Annotated in this window: 18 protein-coding genes; 17 read left to right on the forward strand and 1 reads right to left on the reverse strand. The window is 65.7% G+C overall.

The window, feature by feature from the left end:
• Positions 1-5 precede the first annotated feature (5 nt).
• The 12 genes from KV697_RS17715 to KV697_RS17770 all read left to right on the forward strand — a co-directional run bounded on the left by KV697_RS17715 (position 6) and on the right by KV697_RS17770 (position 15,948).
• The gene (locus KV697_RS17715) at positions 6-1,604 is read left to right on the forward strand and encodes a glycosyltransferase family 39 protein (protein WP_219019306.1); all 1,599 of its coding nucleotides are present in this window, start codon (positions 6-8) and stop codon (positions 1,602-1,604) included.
• A gap of 72 nt (positions 1,605-1,676) precedes the next feature.
• Positions 1,677-2,123, forward strand: coding sequence for a PilZ domain-containing protein (locus KV697_RS17720; RefSeq protein WP_219019307.1), 447 nt, complete (start codon positions 1,677-1,679; stop codon positions 2,121-2,123).
• A 198-nt stretch (positions 2,124-2,321) separates the two neighbouring features.
• Positions 2,322-4,973 carry a GH12 family glycosyl hydrolase domain-containing protein gene (locus tag KV697_RS17725; protein ID WP_219019308.1) on the forward strand — a complete coding sequence of 884 codons (2,652 nt, stop codon included), beginning with the start codon at positions 2,322-2,324 and terminating at the stop codon, positions 4,971-4,973.
• 492 nt (positions 4,974-5,465) lie between these two features.
• Positions 5,466-7,142, forward strand: coding sequence for a type I secretion system permease/ATPase (locus KV697_RS17730; RefSeq protein ID WP_219019309.1), 1,677 nt, complete (start codon positions 5,466-5,468; stop codon positions 7,140-7,142).
• Positions 7,139-8,500 carry an HlyD family type I secretion periplasmic adaptor subunit gene (locus tag KV697_RS17735; protein ID WP_219019310.1) on the forward strand — a complete coding sequence of 454 codons (1,362 nt, stop codon included), beginning with the start codon at positions 7,139-7,141 and terminating at the stop codon, positions 8,498-8,500. The genes KV697_RS17730 and KV697_RS17735 overlap by 4 nt, the downstream gene beginning before the upstream one ends.
• 168 nt (positions 8,501-8,668) lie before the next feature.
• Positions 8,669-8,935, forward strand: coding sequence for a spike base protein, RCAP_Rcc01079 family (locus KV697_RS17740; RefSeq protein WP_219019311.1), 267 nt, complete (start codon positions 8,669-8,671; stop codon positions 8,933-8,935).
• Positions 8,935-10,173: an SGNH/GDSL hydrolase family protein gene (locus tag KV697_RS17745; RefSeq protein WP_219019312.1), complete on the forward strand. Its 1,239-nt coding sequence runs from the start codon at positions 8,935-8,937 to the stop codon at positions 10,171-10,173. The genes KV697_RS17740 and KV697_RS17745 overlap by 1 nt, the downstream gene beginning before the upstream one ends.
• 382 nt (positions 10,174-10,555) lie before the next feature.
• The gene (locus tag KV697_RS17750) at positions 10,556-12,517 is read left to right on the forward strand and encodes an acyltransferase family protein (protein WP_219019313.1); all 1,962 of its coding nucleotides are present in this window, start codon (positions 10,556-10,558) and stop codon (positions 12,515-12,517) included.
• Between the two features lie 197 nt (positions 12,518-12,714).
• A complete protein-coding gene (locus KV697_RS17755; RefSeq protein WP_219019314.1) occupies positions 12,715-13,188 on the forward strand; it encodes a glycosyltransferase in 474 nt (157 codons plus the stop codon).
• Positions 13,185-13,655, forward strand: a complete 471-nt coding sequence (locus KV697_RS17760; protein WP_219019315.1) for a glycosyltransferase — start codon at positions 13,185-13,187, stop codon at positions 13,653-13,655. The genes KV697_RS17755 and KV697_RS17760 overlap by 4 nt, the downstream gene beginning before the upstream one ends.
• Positions 13,656-14,186: 531 nt before the next feature.
• Positions 14,187-15,605 (forward strand): sugar transferase, encoded by a 1,419-nt coding sequence (locus KV697_RS17765; protein ID WP_257575422.1) that lies wholly within the window; start codon positions 14,187-14,189, stop codon positions 15,603-15,605.
• Positions 15,606-15,726: 121 nt separating this feature from the next.
• Complete coding sequence (locus KV697_RS17770) at positions 15,727-15,948, forward strand: hypothetical protein (RefSeq protein WP_219019316.1); 222 nt, start codon at positions 15,727-15,729, stop codon at positions 15,946-15,948.
• 19 nt (positions 15,949-15,967) lie between these two features.
• Here the strand turns inward: KV697_RS17770 and KV697_RS17775 are convergent, their stop codons facing one another.
• A complete protein-coding gene (locus KV697_RS17775; RefSeq protein ID WP_219019317.1) occupies positions 15,968-16,111 on the reverse strand; it encodes a hypothetical protein in 144 nt (47 codons plus the stop codon).
• A gap of 195 nt (positions 16,112-16,306) precedes the next feature.
• Between KV697_RS17775 and KV697_RS17780 the strand changes: the two genes are divergently transcribed.
• The 5 genes from KV697_RS17780 to KV697_RS20190 all read left to right on the forward strand — a co-directional run bounded on the left by KV697_RS17780 (position 16,307) and on the right by KV697_RS20190 (position 21,988).
• Entirely contained in the window at positions 16,307-17,272 is a 966-nt protein-coding gene (locus tag KV697_RS17780; RefSeq protein WP_219019318.1) for a hypothetical protein, read from the forward strand.
• 606 nt (positions 17,273-17,878) lie between these two features.
• Positions 17,879-19,654: a methyl-accepting chemotaxis protein gene (locus KV697_RS17785; RefSeq protein WP_219019319.1), complete on the forward strand. Its 1,776-nt coding sequence runs from the start codon at positions 17,879-17,881 to the stop codon at positions 19,652-19,654.
• Positions 19,651-20,121 (forward strand): chemotaxis protein CheW, encoded by a 471-nt coding sequence (locus tag KV697_RS17790; RefSeq protein ID WP_219019320.1) that lies wholly within the window; start codon positions 19,651-19,653, stop codon positions 20,119-20,121. The genes KV697_RS17785 and KV697_RS17790 overlap by 4 nt, the downstream gene beginning before the upstream one ends.
• A 54-nt stretch (positions 20,122-20,175) precedes the next feature.
• The gene (locus KV697_RS17795) at positions 20,176-21,381 is read left to right on the forward strand and encodes a carbohydrate porin (protein WP_219019321.1); all 1,206 of its coding nucleotides are present in this window, start codon (positions 20,176-20,178) and stop codon (positions 21,379-21,381) included.
• Positions 21,382-21,643: 262 nt separating this feature from the next.
• Entirely contained in the window at positions 21,644-21,988 is a 345-nt protein-coding gene (locus KV697_RS20190; protein WP_257575903.1) for a phage integrase central domain-containing protein, read from the forward strand.
• The last annotated feature ends 106 nt before the right edge of the window (positions 21,989-22,094 follow it).

Genomic DNA, 22,094 nt, shown 5'->3' on the forward strand with positions numbered 1-22,094 from the left:
ACCGCATGTCCAGCACGCCGTGGCGCACGTCCGACGGGTCCATGAGCGGTGCGGGCTGGGCACGGGTGACGGTCATCGTCGCGACGATCCTGGGCGCGGTGCTGCGACTGTTCCGGCTGGGCAGCCAGTCGCTGTGGATGGACGAGGTGTCCTCGCTCCGCAACGCCCGCGCGTTCGGGCAGGGCGGTCTGGACGCGCTGGCACGGGCCGATCAGGTCGCGCCGCTCCATTCGATCACTCTCTGGCTGTCGACCGTCATCTCGGGCGATACGGAGGTCGCACTGCGGATGCCCTCGGTCATCGCGGGCGTGGTGCTGATCCCGGTCATGTATCTCCTGGGATGCCGGTTGCTCCAGTCACGCTGGACCGGCGCGATCGCCGCCTTGCTGGTCGCCATCTCGCCCTATGCCATCTGGTATTCGCAGGAGGCACGTATGTACGCGCTGCTCCTGCTGTGCACCGCGCTGGCCGCCTATCTGGCATGGCCCGTGACCGAGCGGCCGCTGCGCAAATGGGAGCTGGCGGCGATTACCTTCGTGACCGCAATCGGTTTCGGGATGCATCATTACATGATCCTGATGTGCGGGGCGTTCGGGCTGTTCCTGCTCCTGCGCGGCCAGGCCCTGAAGCCGCGCGCCTGGGCGTGGCTGGCGACGCAGGTGATCGCGTTCCTACTGTTCGCGGGATGGCTCTATCTGACCCGCGACCGGCTGGGCAATGTCGCCGGGACCGAGAAGCCCGCCTTTGCCCTTTGGATCCCCTATACTTTCTTCACCTATATCGCCGGGTTCAGTTTCGGTCCGTCGACGCGTGACATTCAGGAAGCGGGGCGCGGAGCAGGGCGGGTCGTGCTGTCCCATGCGCCCGCCATCGCCGCGCTGGGGGTGAGCTGCGCGGTGCTGGGCCTGGCGGGCGTGCGGCATCTGTGGCGCCACCCCGAGCGCCGGGCGGTCGGGCTGTGGCTGCTGACCTGGCTGATCGCGCCGATCCTGCTGGCGGTCATCGCGACGCGCGTCACCAATATCCGCTATAATGTGCGTTACGTGATCGTCTGCTATCCGGCGCTGATGCTGCTGTTCGCCGTCGGCATCCGGCAGGCGCTGGGCGCGTTGGCGAGTGCGCCGAGCGATCGTCGGCGGAGGATCGGCGCGATCGTGGTCGCAGCGGCCGGACTGGTCCTGACCGTCTGCCTCATCGCATCCGACGGACAGCTTTACGCCAATCCCCATTATGCCAAGGAGGATGGGCGCTCGCTTGCCCAAGCGCTGAGGCGCCTGCCCGCCGACACGGTGATCGTGAGCGACAACAACCGGGTCGTGAAGGTGCTGCGCTATTACCATGGCCGCCTGCCGGGCGACGACATCCAGGTCGATTACCGGACCCCGCGACTGTCGGCCGAGCGCGTGTGGGAGAATTTCACCGAGATCCCGCCCGAGCGCCGCTGCGACGTGGCCCTGATCGAGTATCGGTCATGGGAGACGGACCCGACGGGCCTGCTCCGCCGCAATATGCGGGCGACCCTGCGGACGGTGGCGCAGGAGGCGTTCCCCGGCGTCTCCGTCACGCGTTTCCGTTGCGCGGGATCGCCGGGCGGCCAGGGTTAGTCGCGGCGTCCGTCTTTACCCGGCGGTAACCATAAATCGTCAAGCTGTGTTGGCACATCATCGGGACGGAACATGATCGCACGTTTGTACGGACAGACGCGAGGCGCGCAGCGTCATGCGGTGGAGATCGACGCGACCCTGCGCGGTCCGGACCGCGAGGCGGTGGACATCGTGATCGAGGATCTGTCCGCCAGCGGCTTCTGCATCCCCAGCGTGTCCACCATCGAGCCGGGCACGCGGTTCAGCATCGGCTTTCCGGGACTCGGCATCCGGTCCGCGACCGCCGTTCGCGACGCGAGCGGGCGCTATGGCTGCAAGTTCGAGGAACAGCTGAGCGAATCCGAGCTGATGACCGCGCTGTCCGCCGAGCCGCTGGAGCCGCTCGCGCTGCGACCGGGACAGCCGGTGCCGGTAACGCTTACCCGGCCCCCCGAACCTTTACGAACCGGATTGCCGATCGCGGTTCAGGCCACCCTGGCGATTATCGCCGCCGCGGCCGGATGGTGGCTGCTGCGTTAACCTTTGGTAGGCCCGGAAATGCGTCCTCCAGCGGATGCGAAAGGGCCGCCGGATCATCATTTCGGGGCCGATACGAGCTGGTTCAAAGGCGCGCGGGCGTGCCTTTGAATAAAATAGTAAGCTGAAATTTAACCGGAATTGGTGAACTTCGCGAAGTTTCCCAAGCGGTATCCCCTATCCGTCAATTGGGGACCGCGCATGTACATCAACGCTACCGGGACGGAGCTCAAACTCTCGTCCGCTGTTAATAACTGGACCATCACGGGCGTGGCCGGCGGTAGCCGCTTCGGCACGGCCAAGAACGACGTGTTCTTCGGTGTCGCCGGCGAAACGCTGTATGGCGGCGGGGGGGACGATACCTACTCGCTCTACGACGCCAGTGCGAAGGTGGTGGAGAAGGCCGGTGAGGGCATCGACACCATCAACGTCTATTATTGGGGCGGCATCGTCCTGCCCGACAATGTCGAGAACGTCTTCCTGATGTCGAAGGGCGCCAACTGGGCGACCGGTAACGCGCTGAACAACCTGATCGTCGCAGGCTCGGTCGGCGCCACGCTCGACGGCGGTGCGGGCGACGACGTGCTGGTCGGCGGCGCAGGGGCGGACATCTTCGTCATCAAGGCGGGCAACGGCTCCGACACGATCGAGAAGTTCCAGCCGGGCTGGGACGTGGTCAAGCTGAGCGGCTATGGCTTTTCCAGCTTCAGCCAGCTCAAGGCCGCGTCGACCCAGGTGGGCAACGACGTCAGCATCAAGCTGTCGGCGAGCGAGACGCTGACCCTGCGGGGTATCCAGCTGTCGTCGCTCGGCGCGTCGGACTTCAACCTGCCGCTGACGGCCAAGACGTCGGCGATGCTGACCGGCGTCGCCGACAAGATGGTCGCGACCACCGGCCAGGCGTGGAACGTCAACGGCTGGTATATCTACAACAACAACTGGGGATCGAACGGCCTGACGGCGGGCAAGGATTACACGATCACCAACTCGTTCAACGCCAAGGACGTGACGGCGGGCCTGACCTTCAACTGGTCCTATCCGGTGGTATCCAACCTGGCGCCCAAGATCGTGGCCTTCCCGGAAGTCATCTTCGGCAACAGCCCGATGAACACCAACCCGACGGAAACGAAGAACGCGGTGTTCCCGGTCAAGCTGGCCGACCTGTCGGGCCTGTCGGCGAAGTACGACGTCAGCTTCGGTGGTACGGTCAGCGGCTTCAACGTCGCCTATGATATCTGGCTGAGCAAGTCGCCGACCGCCACGGGCGTCGAGGCGGTGTCCAACGAGATCATGATCTGGGTGCACAAGGGCGATTTCGGGGCACATGGCGATCCGGCGGGCAGCTTCACGCTGAACGGCACGACCTTCCAGATCTTCCGCACCGGCACCTATACCGCGCTGGTCGCGGACAAGGATATTCCGGCGGGCACGCTCGACCTTCAGGCGGTGTTCGCCAAGTTGACCCAGATGGGCATCACCTCGGGCACCGAATATCTGCGCTCGGTCGAACTGGGGGCCGAAGTCGTGTCCGGCTCCGGCTGGCTGACGGTCAACGATCTCGACCTGACGGTCGCCAGCAAGGCGGCGGACGGGTCGATCAAGACGACGCTCGTCACCGGTGCGGGCAGCAGCGTCGTCCCCACCGCCAGCGCCGGGGTCGGCAGCGGAGCCAAGGCGGAGTCCGTCGCCGCGCCGGTTCCGGTGGCGCCGCCCGCACCGACGATCAAGCCTTCGGTCGCGAAGATCCTCGACGATAGCGGCCTTGCCGTGGGCACGCGCACGACGACCGTCGACGCCGCCGGGACCGCGACGGTCACCAAGGTCGATCTGGCGGGCAAGTCGCTAGGCTTCGATCTCATCACCAACTCGGGTTCGGTGCAGACCACGCGCCACTATTCGGGCGCGAATGTCCTGCTGGGCATCGACAAGGCCAATTATGCCGCCGACGGCACCGTCACGACCGAGCATTATGACGCTGGCTCGGTGTTCCGCGGGTCAGAGAAGGTGACGAAGACCGGCAACGTGGTCGTCACCGAATTTTACGACGCGAAGTTCGCGTTCCTGGGTTCGGAAAAGGCGACGACTGCCAGCAACGGCAGCGTCACGACCGAAAGCTATGACGCCAAGTTCAAGCTGACCGGTGTCGAGAAGGTCACGACGGCAGCGGGCAGCGTCACCACCGAGCATTACGACAGCGCGTGGAAGCTGATCGGCACGGACAAGGCGGTGACCAATCCCGACGGCACGGTGCAGGTCCAGCACTATGACGCCTCGTTCAAGCTGACGGCGGTGGACGTCGTCAAGCAGGCCGGGCTGACCACCACGACCTGGCATTACAGCGGCGCATGGAAGCTGCTGGGCAGCGACGTCGCCACGCTGGGCTCGGACGGCGTGACCAAGACGCTGAGCTATGACGCGGCGGGCAAGCTGACCGCGACGAACCTCAGCGGTACGGACCGGGCGGAGACGCTGACCGGGTCGAGCGGCACCACCCATTTCCATGGCGGACTGGGCGGCGACACGCTGGTCGGCGGCAGCGGGGCGGACTATTTCCACCTCGACGCGGTGCCTGCGCAAGGCGATGTGGTCACGATCCGCGGCTTCCAGACCGGCAGCGACAAGCTGGTGCTCGACCACACGGCCTTCGACAAGTTGGGCGCGGTCGGCGCGCTTTCGGTGACGGCGTTCGAGGTCGGCACCAAGGCGACCAGCGCCTCGACACGGCTGGTCTACGATCAGGCCAAGGGCGATCTCTACTATGACGATGACGGCAACGGCGCCCATGCGCCGATCCTGCTGGCCCATATCGGTGCCGATGCGGTGCTGAAGGCGAGCAACTTCCTGATCTCGTGATCGGGACGGGAACCCATGACGACGGGGCGGGGCGGCAGCGATGCCGCCCCGTTTCCGTTTGGGGTTCGAGAATGGATCGACATTCCCTTCGTATCTCCCTCTCCCCTGGATAGGGGAGAGGGTTAGCGGAGCTTGCCAGCGTGCTGGCTAGCGCAGCTTGGGTGAGGGGTTGAGCGAGCCTTTGGCTCGCGCGCGCTTTGCGCGCCCACCCCTCACCCAGCTCCGACTAAGCCTTTGCTCACGCAAAGACCAAGTCTGCGCAACCCTCTCCCCTCTCCGAGGGGCGAGGGAGTGGAATGCGCTCATGAGCGTCGATCGACCCTAGTTTCTGGAAAGACCCGAAAATCCGCCTCGCTTGACGGGATTTTAACCGCTGCGGTTGCAAATGCCGACTACGCAATTCCGTGAGGTCAAAGGGTTTTCACCATGCAAGACGCCGTCAGCGAGAGGCCCTGGATTCGGGCCGCCATCGCCACGTGTCGGCCTCACCTGATGGTGGCGGCCGGGTTCAGCGCCATCGGCAATCTGCTGTACCTGTCGCCGTCGCTGTTCATGCTCCAGGTCTATGACCGGGTCGTGCCGACCGGCGGCATCGCGACGCTGGTGGCCATCGGGCTTCTGACGCTGGCCGCGCTCGCCGCGATGGCAACCTTCGAATGGCTGCGGTCGCGGGTGCTGGCGCGCGCGAGCCTGCGGCTGGAGGCGCAGCTGACCGGTCCCGCGCTCGATCTGGCGCTGCGCCATTCGGGGCTGAGCCGCCTGCAGCGCGCCGAGGTCGTCCGCGACGTCGACACGCTGCGCCAGGGGATCGCCAGCCCGGCGATCGTCGCTCTGCTCGACCTGCCCTGGACGCCGATCTACATCATCGTCGCCTTCATGCTCCACTGGTCGCTGGGCGTCATGACGATCGGCGCGGCGGGGCTGCTGCTGGTGCTGGCGCTGGCGAATGAGCGCGCGACCAGCCGTCCGATGAAGCTGGCGGGCGATGCGGCCAGCATCGCGCATCAGCGACAGGCCCATGCCACCGCCCATGCCTCCGAAGTGCGGGCGCTGGGCATGGCGCGGGCGCTGGTCTCGCTCCAGATGATCGAGCGTTCGACCGCCAACACGCTGCAGATGCGCGCCAGCTTCGCCGCAAACACCTATGGCGGCTGGATCAAGTTCGTGCGCCTGGCGCTGCAATCGGCGGTGCTGGGGCTGGGCGCGGTGCTGGTCATCGCCAATGACATTTCGGCAGGCTCGATGATCGCCGCCTCGCTGCTGATGGCGCGCGCGCTGGCCCCGATCGAGCAGGTCGTAGGCGCGTGGAAGACCATCCTCCAGTCGCGCATCGCCTTCACTCGCCTCGACGCGGCGTTCGGCGTGCGGGTGACCCATGTGCCGACCCAGCTTCCCGCCCCGACCGGCACCATCCAGGTCGAGAACCTGACCGTGCTGGCCAGCGGCACCGAGCGCGTCGCGCTGGCCGATGCCAGCTTCTCGGTCACGCCGGGCGAAGTGATCGGCATCATCGGGCCCAGCGGGTCGGGCAAGTCGACGCTGATCCGCGCCATGGCGGGCGGGTGCGAGGCCGCGCGCGGGCATGTCCGCTTCGACGGCGTGTCGCGCGCTGACTGGGACGGCGAGGCGCTGGCCGCGCATATCGGCTTCATGCCGCAGGATTATGTGCTGTTCGCCGGTTCGGTGAAGGAGAATATCTCGCGCTTCGCAGGGGTGCTGGGCGGCGATCCGGCGGCGATCGACCGCGACGTGCTGGCGGCGGCGCAGGCGGTCGGCGCGCATGAGATGATCGGGCGGCTGCCCATGGGCTATGACACGCAGATCGGTGGCGCCGGGGGCGTCGGCCTGTCCGCCGGTCAGGCACAGCGCATCGCGCTGGCCCGTGCGCTCTATGGCAATCCCGCCATCCTGCTGCTCGACGAGCCGACCGCCAATCTCGACGCGGAGGCGCAGCAATGCTTTGCCAGCCTGCTCGGCGATCTGCGCCAGCGCGGCGTCACGATCCTGTTCGCCAGCCACAGCATGGATATGCTGGCGGCGGCGGACAAGCTGCTGGTGATGGCGGCCGGGCGCGTTCAGCGCCTCGCCCCCAGGGCCGAACTTCGTCCCGCCGAATCCGAGGCGCCCGTCACGCCCGCTTCCTTCAAGACAAGGGTTGCCTTTCAATGAGCGCCATCACGCACAATCCGGTCGGCCCGTGGAGCGCCCCGGACCGTCTGCCGAACGATGATCCGCGCAAGGAGCTGATGATCGGGGCCGCGCTTGCCGGGGCGCTGGTGCTCGGTTTCGGCGGCTGGGCCGTGACGACGCGGCTCGATGCGGCGGTGATCGGGCAGGGCGTCGTCCGTATCGACGAGGCGCGTCAGGTCATTCAGGCGCCGCAGTCGGGGGTGGTCTCCACCGTGCCGGTCCATAATGGCGACCATGTGCGGCGCGGCGACATGCTCGTTGCCTTTGCCGATGTCGATGCGGTCGCGCAGGAGCGGGCCATGGCGGCGCGGACGCTGGGGCTGGAGGCGGAGATCGCCCGGCTGGAGGCGGAGCTTGCCAATCGCCCGACCATCACGGCTCCGGCGCGCTTCGCCACGCTGACCGGCGACGACCGGCGGATCGCCGACGATGCGATGCGCATGGCGCAGGCCCAGTTCGAGGCGGGCCGCGCGCTGGAAGCGTCCGAGCGCGGCGTGCTGGCGGATCGTGGCGCACAGATCGGCCACCAGATCGACGGCTATCGCCAGCGCCTGTTGTCCAGCCGCCGCCAGAGCGAACTCAGCAACGAGGAACTCGCCAGCTATCGCACCCTGTACCAGAAGGGACTGGCGACCAAGCCGCGCCTGCTGGCGCTGGAACGCTCGGTCGCGGCGATCGACGGCGATACGGGGGCGGCCGTCACCGAGATTGCCCGGCTGCACAGCGCCGCCGGGGAAGCCCGGCTCCAGCTGGTGCAGGCCCGGAGCGAACGGTCGCGCCAGTCGGCCGAACGGCTCCGCGCCGCGCAGACCGAATTCGCCACCGCGCTGCCGCAATGGCAGGCGACGGCCGAGCAGCTTCGCCGCACCGTGGTCCGCGCACCGAGCGACGGCGTCGTGACCGCGTTGCGGACGCGGGTGCCGGGCGCCGTGCTCCAGGCGGGCGCACCGCTGCTGGAAATCGTGCCGGAGCGGGGCGCGCTGAGCGTCGAGACCCGCGTCTCGGTCGCCGATGCCAATGATCTGCGGCCGGGGCAGGCCGCCGAGGTCAAGCTGTCGGTCCTGCACGGACGGCTGCTGCCGCCGGTCAAGGGCGTCGTGTCGCGCGTCTCGGCCGACAGCCAGGAAGATGAGAAGACCGGCCAGCCCTATTATACCGCGACCGTCCGCCTGTCGGCCGCCGAGCTGAACCGCGTCGCCCGGATGGGTGAGGTGGAAGGCGGCGTGCGCGCCGGTACGCCGGTCGAGGTGGTGGTCGCGACCAAGCCACGCAGCGCGCTGGGCTTCCTGCTCGGCCCGCTGACCAGTCGCCTGTCGGGCACCTTCTCGCAGCGCTAAGGTCGGTCGCTGACCACAAGGCCCGCCCGTTTCCCCTGCATGAGGGAAATGGGCGGGTGTGGCCCTTGCGGCTCTGAATTATCCGAGCTGTCCTACAGGTCGAATGTGAACATATAGGGAACTCCGCCGATTCGTCCGATGGTCGGGCGGGCGGCAGGAGAAGCCTTCATGCCTGATCCCTTTGCCATGATGGGCGACAGTGCCTTGTCGCCTTCGCTCGCGCCCTATGCCCTTGTGCCGCATGACAGCAACGAGGTCGCCGTGATCCCCAAGGGCATCTATGTCGGGACCGGCGGCGACGTGACGTTGCGCGGTTTGGGGGCCACGGCCGACGTGACCTATCGCAACCTTTCGGATGGCAGCTATATTGCGGTCCGCGCGCAATATGTCCGCGCGACCGGCACCACCGCCACCGATCTGGTGGGGGAAGCCTGATGCCCCGGACCTCCGGCAATGGCGGTGGCCTTTCCGCCTCGACGCTCGCGCGCAGCGACCCGCGCCGGACGCTCTATCCGGCCGCGCTCCGGCATGTCGGTAACCGCGTGGCGCTCGCCAACCAGAAATCGGGTGCCCAGACGCGCAGCGGCTGGCGATGCTGGCAGATGTCTTACGTGCCGCTTACCGCGATTCAGGTCGGCATCTGGAACGGCCTTATCAACTCGGCGCTGAGCGGGGTGGAGACGGGCTGCGGCGGCCCGTTGACCGTCGCGCTGTCGGTGGAATATCCGCTCGGCACCTTCACCCGGCTGACCTGGAACGGCGCGGCGATGGGCATGGTCGCCGACAATGCGGTGGGACTGACCGATCTCGTGCCGCTGCCGGTCGCGATCCCGCCCTATGCACGGTTCCGGATCGCGGGCGATTATCGCTATCTGTCGGGTGGAACGGTGCCGTCCTGCGGCTGGTCCAATGTGTGCGACCGTGGGATGGGCGACGAATATCAAGTCGGGACGACGGACGACTTCACCATGAACGCCACCGTGCTGGGCAGCGGCCCGGCCAATGCGGTGTTCCCGGTGCTGGTGCGTGGCCGCTCGGATCGGCCGGTCTGGGGCGTGGTCGGCGACAGCATCACGGCGGGGGTGGGCGATACGCTGTTCGACCCCAGCGGCGGGCGCGGGCTGGTCGGCCGGGCGCTCGCGGAATGGGGGCCGCACCTGAATTACGGCGTGCCCGGTGATCGGGCAACCTGGTATGCGGTGGGCTCGACCCGGCGTCGGCAGATGCTGGCACTGGGCGGCGCGACGGCGGCGGTGCTGCAACTGGGGATCAACGACATCACCTCCGGGCGCACCGCCACGCAGCTGGCGGCGGATCGCGCCACGATCCGGAGCGCGCTGTCGGGTGTGTCGGTCTATGACACCACGCTGCCGCCGACCACCTCCAGCTCGGATTCCTGGCGGACGGCCGCGAACCAGACGGTTGCGCCGTCCTCGACCCAGCGGACCGCGTTCAACACCGCGCTGCGTAGCGGGCCGATGCCGGGATCGGCGGGGGTGATCGACATTGCGGGGCATCTGGAAACCTCGACCGCGTTCGAACATGGCCCGGTGCTCGACGGCGGCGTGTGGAATCCCCGCTTCATGGCGGGCGGCGACGGCACCCACCCCAGCACGGCCGGGCTGATCGCGGTCAAGCCCGTGGTGCAGGCGGCGCTGTCGGTCCTGCGTTGAGCCGTATGAGGAACTAGGCCGGATCGACATTCATAATGGCCCTTTCCTCCCTCTCCCATGGACAGGGGAGAAGGTTAGCGGAGCTTGCCAGCCTGCTGGCTAGCGCAGCTTGGGTGAGGGGTTGAGCAAGCCGGAGGCTCGCGCTCGCTTTGCGAGCAATCACCCCTCACCCAGCTCCGACTAAGTCTTTGCTCACGCAAAGACCAAGCCTGCGCAACCCTCTCCCCTCTATGAGGGGCGAGGGAAGGATAGCTATGGCTGAATGTCGATCGCCCCTGACTCTCGGGCAAGAGGCGCCGTAGCGTCTTTCGGGTTCGTTTTGGGATGGAGGGGCCTATCCGCGCGATTGAGATGGACGCGCGGGTAGGCCTATAGCCCTGGCATGTCGTTGAGAAAATGGGGCAGCGGAGCGACTTTGGCGGCGGCGAGCCATGGCGATCATGGGGCTGCGGTTCGGCATGCCCGTGGCTTTCGTGCCGATATCGAGGGGCTGCGCGCGCTGGCGGTCGTGCCGATCCTGTTCAACCATGTTCGGGTTCATGGTTTCCTGGGCGGGTTCATCGGGGTCGACATTTTCTTCGTTATCTCCGGCTATCTGATTACGGGAATTCTCGTCCGCGACATGGCGGCCGGACGCTACAGTATCGCCGGTTTTTACCGGCGGCGCGTTCTGCGTATCTTTCCAGCCCTGTTCGCGCTGCTGGTCGTGGTATCCGTCCTGTCGTTCATCGCGCTGACCCCGACCGAGCTGGCCGCCTATGGGCAGTCGCTGGCCGCGACGATCCTGTTCGCGTCGAATATCCAGTTCTACGGCGACACCGGCTATTTCACGGCGGTCGCCGGTTCGCGGCCGTTGCTCCATACCTGGTCGCTGGCGGTCGAGGAGCAATTCTACCTCGTCTGGCCGCTGCTGATCGCCTGGCTGATGCGACGTCGTGCCGGGCTCGTCCCGGTAATCGCGGCGCTGATCCTGCTGTCCTTCGCCGCGTCGGTCTGGATGGTGGCAACCGACATGCCCGCCGCCTTCTATCTGATCCCCTTCCGTTTCTGGGAATTGGCGGCGGGGGGGCTGTTGGCGGTCGGCACGACGCCTGCGGCCCTGCGCTCGATACCGCCGCGCGCGGCGCGGATCGGGCGCGAGGCCTTGGGCCTGGCGGGACTGATCGCGATCCTGTGGTGCATCCGCTTCTTCAAGGAGCCGCTGGACTTTCCGGGACTGAATGCCCTGCCTGCGGTGTTGGGCACGGTGGCCATCATCGCGACGGGGCCGGATACGCTGGTCGGTCGCCTCCTGGCGCTGCGTCCGGTGCGTTGGATCGGGTTGATCTCCTATTCGCTGTACCTGTGGCACTGGCCGGTCATCGTCTTCGCCAAGCTTTGGCTCTTCCTGCCGCAGACGGCAGTGACGAAGACGGGTCAGATCGGCGTGTCGCTGGTGCTGGCCGTGCTGTCCTATCACCTGTTCGAGGTGCGGTTGCGGCGCCCCCTGGAGGGGTTGTCCACGCGGCGCGTCCTGATGGGGGCGGGGATAGTGATGGCGATCGGGCTGACCTTCGCCGGTGTGCTGATTGCGGGAAGGGGCTTTCCGGACCGTTTCGAACCCCGTCGTGCGGCACTGGGCCAAGTGCTCGATCGGGACGAAGAGGCGGCCTATCGGCGGGGCAGCTGCTTCGTCCTGGATGGCGGTCGCTTCGACGACCGGACGTGCCTGGCCCGTCGGGCGCCGGGGCCGACCATTCTGCTGGTCGGCGACAGTGTCGCTGCGCATCTATGGCCGGGTTTCGCGGCTGACGCCGGGGGATTCGATATCCGGCAGGCCACGATGATCGGCTGCACGCCCAAGCTTTTCCCCGACATGCCATGGTTGTTGTGCAGCCGCTTCTTCGGCGACTTGCTGACACGCTGGGCACCGGCCCACCACCCGGCGGCGGTGATGCTCGCGGGCAATTGGCACGACAAGGATGTCGCCATGATCCGGCGCACGATGGTGGCCGAACGGGCGCGCGGGCAGCGAGTGATCGTGATCGGACCGATGCCGCGCTACACCAGCGCGCTGCCGCGACTGTTGTTCTTCGACCCCTCCGGCGACCGGGCGCGGGCCAGTCTGGAGGAGGGATTGTGGTCGCTCGACGATGCGATGGGGGCGGCGGTGCAGGATGGTGGGGGCACCTATATCTCGCCGCTCCGCCTGCTGTGCCCCGACAGACGATGCCGGGTCGTCACCCGCCAGGGCGTTCCGATGCAGTTCGACAATGTGCATCTGACCCGCGAAGGCTCGGTCGAGGCCGTCGCCGCCATGATGCCCGCCATTCGCGCCGCGATGCGCCAGGAACCGGCCTCGTGAAATTGGACATGATGCCTGCCTGATGTCCGGTGAGGGGACAATCGCGTTGTGCACCGCATGATATGGCGGCTGGTGGAACGGGGGCGGACTGCATATGGATCGGGAGCAGGGGAACTCGTGGAGACCTACATCGTGACATACTTCATTTCGTTGACTAGGCTGCCGATCGGCGGCGGCGTCATCGGGGCGAGCGGTCGATGAGCGTCCGGGGGGGCGCCACGTCGGGCAAGCGCGTGCTGGCGATCGCCTCGGGCGGGGGGCATTGGGAGCAGTTGCAGCTGCTACGCGGTGCGTTCGACGGGCATGACGTGCATTTCGCGACGACGCTGGCCGGTCTGGGCGAGCGGGCGGGTCTGACGCGGGTGACGATCGTGCCCGACTGCAATCGCAACGAGCCCGTGCGCGCGGTCGCCAGCCTGTTCGCGATCCTGCGTCTGTTGGTCCGGGTGCGCCCGGCGGTGGTCATCTCGACGGGGGCCTTGCCGGGCGTGATCGCGCTGGCACTGGGCCGACGGCTGGGCGCGCGGACCATCTGGGTCGACAGCATCGCCAATGCCGAAACCATGTCGATGGCGGGGCTGAAGGCCAAGCGTTATGCCGATCTCTGGCTATCGCAATGGCCCGATGTCGCGCGCGAATTCGGCGCTGAATATGCGGGGTCCGTGCTGTGATTTTCGCCACCGTCGGAACCCAGCTTCCGTTTCCGCGCTTCCTGACGCTGCTCGACGATATCGCCGCGCGCCATGGCATCGAGATCGTCGCCCAGACCTGCGAGCCGGGGGTGGACTATCCGTATCTCAAGACCCATGCGCAGATGGCGCCGACCGTCTTCGACGAGGCGATCAAGCGTTGCGACCTGATCGTCGGCCATGCCGGGATCGGTACGGTGCTGAGCGCGCTGAAGGTACAGAAGCCGGTCGTCCTGTTCCCGCGCCGCGCGGCGCTCGGCGAGCATCGCAACGATCACCAACTCGCAACCGTGCAGGTCCTGCGCGACCGCAGCGGCATCTATGTCGCCGATTCGGACGAGGCGCTGGAGCAATATATGACGACCGGCACGCTCGAGGCCGCACAACTGACCCAGGGGCCAGCGCGCGTGCAGCTGGTCGAGCGGCTGCGCGGTTTCATCGGGGCGTGACGGAGCATCCTCCCTCCATTATCGGGGGGAGGGGGCGTCGTGCTGGCGCAGGAAGATCAAACCAAGGTGCTGATTGTCCAGGCAATCGTCATCGCGGTAGCGGCGAGCAGTGCATATCCGAGAGCCGCCGAGGCGCGTCGTTCGATATCGTCCAGCCGAAACTGCCGAACCAGTTTCGTTTCGGTCGCAAGGCGTCCCACGTCAGCCACCGAAGCATACTCCCCCATCATTCCGCGCCCTTTGATCGTTACGCTATCGCAGTGTTCTGCTCTGTGCCGTTATAGGACAAAATCAAAACATGGCTAGTCTCTCATATGGGAAACGTCGTGGGACCGATTTAGATGCGCTTTGCACAGGTAAATTAGGCGCCCGGACTGTCGCCGGAGCGGGCGTCGATGGCGGGAGACGAAACGGTTCGCGGATGGCGGTGCATCGGCAGTGATGGGACGGGCCGACAGGCTCGTTGCGGAATTTCGGAAATGACGGCGCAGCCAGATGTGTTGGCTGTGACATAAGGGGGCGTGACGGGTAATGAGGCTGCACAAGGCCGAAGAACAGGAACGCGTGGCAGCCCTGCCGGGCATCCATCGGCGCTATGGTTCCAGGCTGGTCCGCATGTCGGTCTATCTGGTCCAACTGCTCCTCGACATCATTTCCATTCCGTTGGCGCTGGGCGGGGCCTCGCTGGTCGGGGATCTGCTCGATTTCAAGGCCAACCGCCTGTACCATGACGACGTCCTGCTGATCCTCGCCACGATCCCGATCTTCATGATCGCGAACTTCTATGTGCGGGTTTACACTGCACCGGCGATGAAGTCCTACCATGTCGGCGCGATCCGCTCGCTGCACGCCTGGTTCATCACGCTGGCGATCGCGGTGACGCTGATCTTCTTCGGCAAGACGGGCGGCATTTTCTCGCGCGGAATCTTCATCACCACGGCGATCCTGACCACGATCCTGCTGCTCGTCACGCGCGCGGTGGTCGTGCGGATCGTGCGCGACAAGCTGGAGCAGCGGTTCGACAACAATCTGCTGATCGAGGACGATCCGCCCTTGCCGATCGAGCATCTGCCCTCGTCCTTCGAGCGGATCAGCACGCGCGACACGGCGCTGAAGCCCGATATTCATGATCCCATCGGCCTCAGCAATTTCTCCTGGCTGGTCGCGGGCTATGACATGGTCGTGGTGTCCTGCCCGGCGGAGCGGCGCGGCGACTGGGCGCTGTATCTCCAGTCGGTCGGGTGCATGGGCCATCTGCTCATGCCCGAATTGCAGGGCATCGCCGCCGTGCGCGATCACGAGCGGACGCATCTGCCGACCGTGCCCGTCTCGCAGGGGCCGCTCGACCTGCCCGATCGTATCCTGAAGCGTATGCTGGACCTGGCGATCACCGTGCCCGCGATCATCGCGCTGTGTCCGCTGCTGCTGGTCATCGCGATCGCGGTGAAGCTGGACAGTCCCGGCCCGCTCCTGTTCCGCCAGCAGCGTATGGGCCGCTCCAACCGCCTGTTCAACGTCTACAAGTTCCGCAGCATGCGCCACGAGAGCGCGGACGGGACGGGCAACCGCTCGGCCTCGCGCGACGACTCGCGCATCACGCGGGTGGGCCGGATCATCCGCGCGACCAGCGTCGACGAGCTGCCGCAGCTGTTCAACGTGCTGGAAGGCGACATGTCGCTGGTCGGCCCGCGCCCGCACGCGCTGGGGTCCAAGGCGGGGCCCGACCTGTTCTGGCATGTCGACCAGCGTTACTGGCTGCGTCACTCGATCAAGCCCGGCATCACCGGCCTGGCGCAGGTGCGCGGCTATCGCGGCGCGACCGATCATCGCGACGACCTGACCAACCGGCTGCTCAGCGATCTGGAATATGTGTCGGACTGGTCGATCTTCCGCGACATCTTCATCCTGTTTCGGACGCTGACCGTCGTCGTGCATGACAAGGCGTATTGAGCGGGATATCCGGAAACGGAGTCGATGAAGGACTGGTCATGAGACTGCTATTGAGCAGTCCCGACCTCCCGTGTACCGATTCTTAACCTTTCGCTGGCACTGCGGATGGCAGGAGGCTGCCGTGACTGCTCACAAGATGATGTCCGAGGTCGCACCCTCGACGGACGTTCGCGATGCCGCGCTCGACGCGATCGAGGCGGGTGCCGATGTGCGCCTGGTCGTCGACCAGCCCGAGCCGCCGGTGCCCTTCGACGAACGCGCGGTTCAGCTTCTCTCCCGTCTCGCGGGTCCGATCGCGCTGGGCGTGGGAGTGGCGGTCGTCGCCAGCCTGATCTGGGGCTGACATCCGCGCGGCCATCCGGTCACTCGCGGAAATAATTGTCCCACATGCGGCGACGCCGACGGCTGCGCAGCCAGCGTCTGACCAGCAGGAAGACAGCCACGCCGAGGCATAGCAACAGCCATGCTATGGCAAGGCCAAGCGCCAGTGGAGACGAACTTTGCATGGCTTGGGTGTGGGCAACGGCGCCAGTCGCGTCAATCGTTAACCTTACCGACCCGGCCCCCAATCGTCCCGAACCGGGTCGGGCCTGCGCCCTTCATTCGCCGCAACTGCGAACGAAGCTAACCGCTTGGTAATCTTGTCGAACTAAGGCTCATTCCGAAGCGCCTTCCCGCAGGTGCGCCCAAGGACAAGCATGATGACGTCATATCGCCGCGGTTATTCCATGGCCCTTCTGGCATCGCTCCTGACATCTTGCGGGGGAGGCGGGGATTCGGGCGCGCCGAGCACCGCCGGGCAGGCCATCGCCGTGGTCGCGGGCGGCTCAGTATCGCCAGTGCCCAGCCCGACGCCGACGCCGACTCCCACCCCGACTCCGACGCCCACGCCGACCCCCGATGCGAGCACGACGCCCCAGGGTTCGAGCAAGGATAGCGACCCCAACCGCGTTCTGCTCGGCGACCGGATGTTCTACTCGCGCGGCAGCTTCATCGGCTATGCCAGCCCCTGGTGCACGCTCTACACCAGCAAGCTGGTGGTGGGCGTCGATCTGGTCAACAGCATCAGCCTGCTGCCTTCGACCTTCCCCGACGACACGGTGATCTCGACCAAGGCGCCGATGGACAATCCCAACAGCTATGGCTGCGGCGTCTATGGCTATGTCCATATCGCTTACGGCAATTATGACAGCGGTGTGCCGAAGGTCGCGGTGCCGCCCGCCAGGGTGTCCGCGCTTCGGTCGCTGCTGGTCGATTTCGCCATGACCCAGGGCAGCTCGACCGGCGAATACAATGTCCTGAACGAATTCTATCTCACCTCGGCGGCGGGGGACAGCGACAGCAAGATCGTCGAGATCGGCTATTTCCTGCACCCGTCCGCCACCTCCATCGTCTTCGCCAAGACCGGTCAGGTCATCGGCGACCATGTGGACCCGGCGGGCCGCCGCTGGCGTGTCTATAAGGTCGGAAAGTTCATCATGGTGATCGCCGATGGCGGTGCCGATGTCGTATCCGGCACGCTGGATATCAAAAGCCTGCTCCAATTCCTGATAGAGAAGAAGGTGATCACAGGCGACGAGTGGTTCAACGGCATGGCCATCGGCGTCGAGCCGGTGCGCGGCCAGGCAAAGGTCACGATCGATCGCTGGCGCATTTCCTCCAGCTAAGGATCAGGCGGGCGATCGCGGCCAAATGGACGGGCGCTCACGACGCAGGCCGGTCGTGGCGGTCCGTCCTCTTGTCGGCCTGACGATGGATAAGCTGCACCCGTAAAGACCCCGCTACCGCTTCACCACGTCCGACAAAGGGCTTGGGCTGGCTATTGATGGCCTCCTCTGGCGCCTGCATTGGCGAGGCGCTGGTTTCCTAGCTTCAAGGGGCGCTCGGACGAATCACGCGCTGCTCTGATGGGCAATGGATCCCGTTCTGACGATGACGGTAATGCCCCCATCCCCGTCTCTCGATCAATATTCTACCTTGTTATGACCCCAAAGCAAATTCCAGAGCGGTGGGAATATGCCTATTTCTTCTGGAAAGTCATTGTCTTAATCGTGACGATAGGCGGGGCGACCATGTTCTGGAAAGTATGTGGTTAATAAAACACGGTATAAACGGACAACCTTATATTAAATTCCCGTAATATATCAGCTCCCGCAGGGTCGGGATAGCCCTGCAAAATTCGTAAGACGCCAATGTTGCTCAATTCCGTAACTATAGTGGTTGCGCATAGTTCTTTGCACTTTGGCGCGGTGATGTGAACAGGGGACTGAAACATGCGGGCCACGATCAAGATGAAGCTGGTAACGACATTTGCCGTCGTGTTAGTGATGCTGGCGATTATCGTGGGGTTCAGCGTCAATCGCCTTTCGACCCTCAACACCGCCCAAAGCAACATGGTGGATGATCCGGTTGCATCGCTAGACCGTATTCAGCAGTTCAACGATGCGATGACGTCCTCAATCGTGGCCCAGAAGAATCTGGCATTGAGCGACAATCCCGACTTCATGGCCGATCAATATGCGAAGCTCCGAAAGCAGCGTGATCGCGGGGATCGGTTGATCGGCGAGGCGCTGCAGACCCAGGACCCCGCCGATCGCGAGATGTATGCGGAGGCGCAACGGGGATGGACCGAATATAAGTCCATCGCGGACAAGGCGGTTCAGCTCGCTTTGGCCAATCGTAATGCGGAGGCATCGGTGATTTCGCTGGGCGTCGCCAACAAGGCGTCGGTGCGCATCGGCGATATCGTCGACAAGATCGTAGAGCGTCAGCGTACCGAATTGCAGACCGCCGACCGCGAAGGCGATGAGCTTTACGCCGAGTCGCGTGTGATGCTGCTGGTCGTGGCGGCGGCGGCCTTCCTGATCGCCATGGCGGGCGCCTTGTGGATCAGCCGGATCGTATCCCATGGTCTGGGCCGCGTTTCCACCGCCCTGGGCGCGGTGGCGATGGGCGACCTGGACCAGAAGGTCGAGGTGTCGAGCAACGATGAAATTCGCGATCTGGTCGATGTCGTCAATCACATGACCGACAATCTGCGGACGACGGCGACGCTGGCGGATCACATCGCGCAGGGCGACCTGACCGTCGAGCATCAGCCGCTGTCGGGCAAGGACAAGCTGGGCCATGCGCTGGTCGCGATGGTCGAGCGTCTGCGCATCGTTGTCGGCGAGGCGACCGAAGCGGCCTCCAGCGTCGCGGCGGGCAGCCAGCAGCTGTCGTCCTCCTCGGAGCAGGTGAGCCAGGGCGCGACCGAGCAGGCGGCTGCGGCGGAAGAGGCTTCGTCGTCGATGGAGCAGATGGCCGCCAACATCAAACAGAATGCCGACAACGCCACCCAGACCGAGAAGATCGCACGCCAGTCGTCGCTGGACGCGGAACAGAGCGGCCAGGCGGTGCAGAAGGCGGTCGTCGCCATGCGCACCATCGCGGAGAAGATCGGCATCGTGCAGGAGATCGCCCGCCAGACCGATCTGCTCGCCCTCAATGCTGCCGTCGAGGCGGCCCGTGCGGGCGAACATGGTCGCGGCTTCGCGGTCGTGGCGGCCGAAGTCCGCAAGCTCGCGGAACGCAGCCAGACGGCGGCGGCCGAAATCAGCGGCATGTCCTCCGACACCGTTGGCGCTGCCACCCAGGCGGGTGAGATGCTGACCAAGCTGGTCCCCGACATCCGCCGCACCGCCGAACTGGTCGCCGAGATCAGCGCCGCGTGCCGTGAACAGGATATCGGCGCGGTGCAGATCAATCAGGCGATCCAGCAGCTCGATCAGGTCACGCAGCAAAATGCCAGCGCGTCCGAAGAGATGTCGACAACCTCCGAGCAGCTGGCGGAAAGGGCTGGCCAGTTGCAGTCCAGCATCTCCTATTTCCGTATCGAAGAGGCGGGCCGGAGCCAGACCGCCCGTCGCCCGGCCGCCCGCAAGGCGTCCAGGCCCCAGGCTTCCGGCTCGGGTTCGGCCAGGCCATTGCCGTCGTCGCGCGGTTTCGCGCTCGACCTGACGCCGGGTGGTGCCGACGAGGATGACCGCGCCTTCGGACGCGCGGCATGAACGGGCAGACCGAAACGGTCGTCTTCGCGATCGACGGCGCGCTGTTCGCTTTGCCCGTGACCGTGGTGCGCGAGATACTGGATCGCCGTCCGACCTTTCGCGTGCCTTCCGCACCGGACTGGCTGGTGGGGCTGATCGACCTGCGGGGACAATCGGTGCCGGTGATCGACCTGCGTGCCTTTGCCGCCACCCGCATGGCGGCGGCCGGGGACGACCCGCGTATCCTGATCGTCGAGACCGGACAGAATGGTCCCTGTCTGGGTCTGCTGGTCGATCAGGTCGTCGACGTGGCGTGTCATGCCCCTGCGGACAGGCAGGACGTGCCCGCCATCGTGCCGCAGCGCGGACCCTGGCGTCTGGCGGGCGTGCTTCGTCGGGACGAGCAGTTTGTCGGGCTGCTCGACATGGAGGCGATCGCGGCGCTCGCCGACGATGCCCGCTACGCCTGTGAGGCGGTCGCCGCGTGAAGGAGGGGGCGGGGCCGTCGTTCCCGCCCGTCAGTCGCAAAGAGGAATATGACGATGACGCTTCGTCAATCGATCATGCTGCTGGCCGCGCCGATGCTGGCCATATTGCCGTCGCCCGTCCTGGCGCAGGAGGAGGAGCCGCGCACCGAAACCAGTGACGAGGGCGAGGACGAGAAGACCGACGCCTTCAGCCTGGACCTGCTCTACAAGGCCGACCTGGTCGGTGTCGCGGCGGGCGGTGGAGCGCGGGGTGCGCGCTTCCTCGACAATGTCGACGTGATGGCGTCGATCGATCTGGACCGCGCGGCGGGCTGGCATGGCGCCAGCGCCTATGTCGGTGTCCTGAGCAATGCGGGGGCGCGGCCCAACGACATTGCGGGCACCTTGCAGGGGGTCAACAATATCGAGGTCGGCAGCCCCGATCTGCTGCTCTATCAGGCCTGGGTGCAACAGCGCTTCGCCGGGAATCGCGGGTCGGTGCTGGTCGGCAAATATGACCTGAACAGCGAATTCTACGCCAATCCGGCCGCTGCCGCCCTGATCGCGCCCGCCTTCGGCATCGGGTCGGAGCTGGCGGCGACGGGACCCAACGGACCGTCCATCTTCCCCCAGACCGATCTGGCGATCCGCGTGCGGATGGAGGGCAAGCGTCATTATGTGCAGGCGGCGGTGATACGCGCCCCGCGCGGGGTGGCGGATGAAGGCGGCCCCCGATCGGCGCTGATGATCGCTGAGGCGGGGATCAGGGGACGGACGGCGATCACGGTCGGCGGCTGGACCTATACCGACCGCCAGCAACGCATCGTCCCGCCGGGCATCACGCTCGGCCCCGATACCGCCGTCTCGCATGGCCTCTATGCCTTGGTCGAGCAGGATCTGGTCGGTGAGGCGGGCAAGGCCGGGCATTGGACCGCCTTCCTGCGCGCGGGGCTGTCCGACGGGCTGACCACGCCGTTCGGCGACGGGATGCAGGTCGGCGTAACCGGTTACGGGGTCCTGCCGTCGCGCCCCGACTCGCTGGTCTCGATCGGTTTCGCCACGGCCGGGCTCAGCCGTGCCTATCGCCGGGCCAATCCCCCCGAGGAGGCCCCGTTGACCCGATCGGAAAGCACGTTCGAGCTGACCTATAGCGACCGGGTCGCACGCTTCCTGACGCTCCAGCCCGATGTGCAATATGTGCATCGCCCCGCCGGCCTGCGCGACGCACCGGGCGTGGTGGTGCTGGGCCTGCGTGCGATCGTCGATTGGAAGATCCACTAGACGAAGAGGAGCGTCAGCTTCTCAACGAATTCGGCCGACCCATGGGGGCAGCGTGCCGGAGCGAATAAAGCGTAGATGAAATCTACGAAGACCGCGTAACCTGCCATCCCGGCAGTCGCTGGTGCCCCCTACGGATAGAGAACAGATTTAGCGGAGCGTGTCGTTTGTTGTAAAAATATTGAGATTTAAATTGGTGCTGTGTTGTGATTGTTTATAGATTTCCCACTGCTATCTCCAGAATTGCGAACGCTGCTATGAAGCTTTGAGCGGCAGCTGGAAGAATCGGCGGCATGTCTCCTGGCTATCCAGCCTTGAGAACCATGTGCTTCCTGAGATCGGCACCAAGGAAGTGTTGCTGGTGCTCGAGCCGATCTGGCTGACGATCCCAGACACAGCCCGTCGCATCCTGCAGCGGATCGGGGCCATTCTCGATTTCGCACACATCAAGGGGTGCATCCCGGCCGAAGTGGCGCTGCGGTCGGTGACACGAGGCTTGCCGAAGCAACGGCAGCAGTTCACCCACCGAGCAGCGATGGCCTACGCAGAAGTCCCCGCCTTCTGGTCGCAGTTGGTGGCGGAAGCGAACAGCGTGGCCGGGACGAGCTGAAGCTCACGATCCTCGCTGCACTTCGCTCGAACGAGGCGCGGCGCGCGACATGGCGTGAATTTTATCTCGATGGAGCGGCGTGGTCGATCCCGGCGCAACGCATGAA

The sequence above is a fragment of the Sphingomonas sanguinis genome, assembly GCF_019297835.1.
Taxonomy (GTDB): Bacteria; Pseudomonadota; Alphaproteobacteria; order Sphingomonadales; family Sphingomonadaceae; genus Sphingomonas; species Sphingomonas sanguinis_D.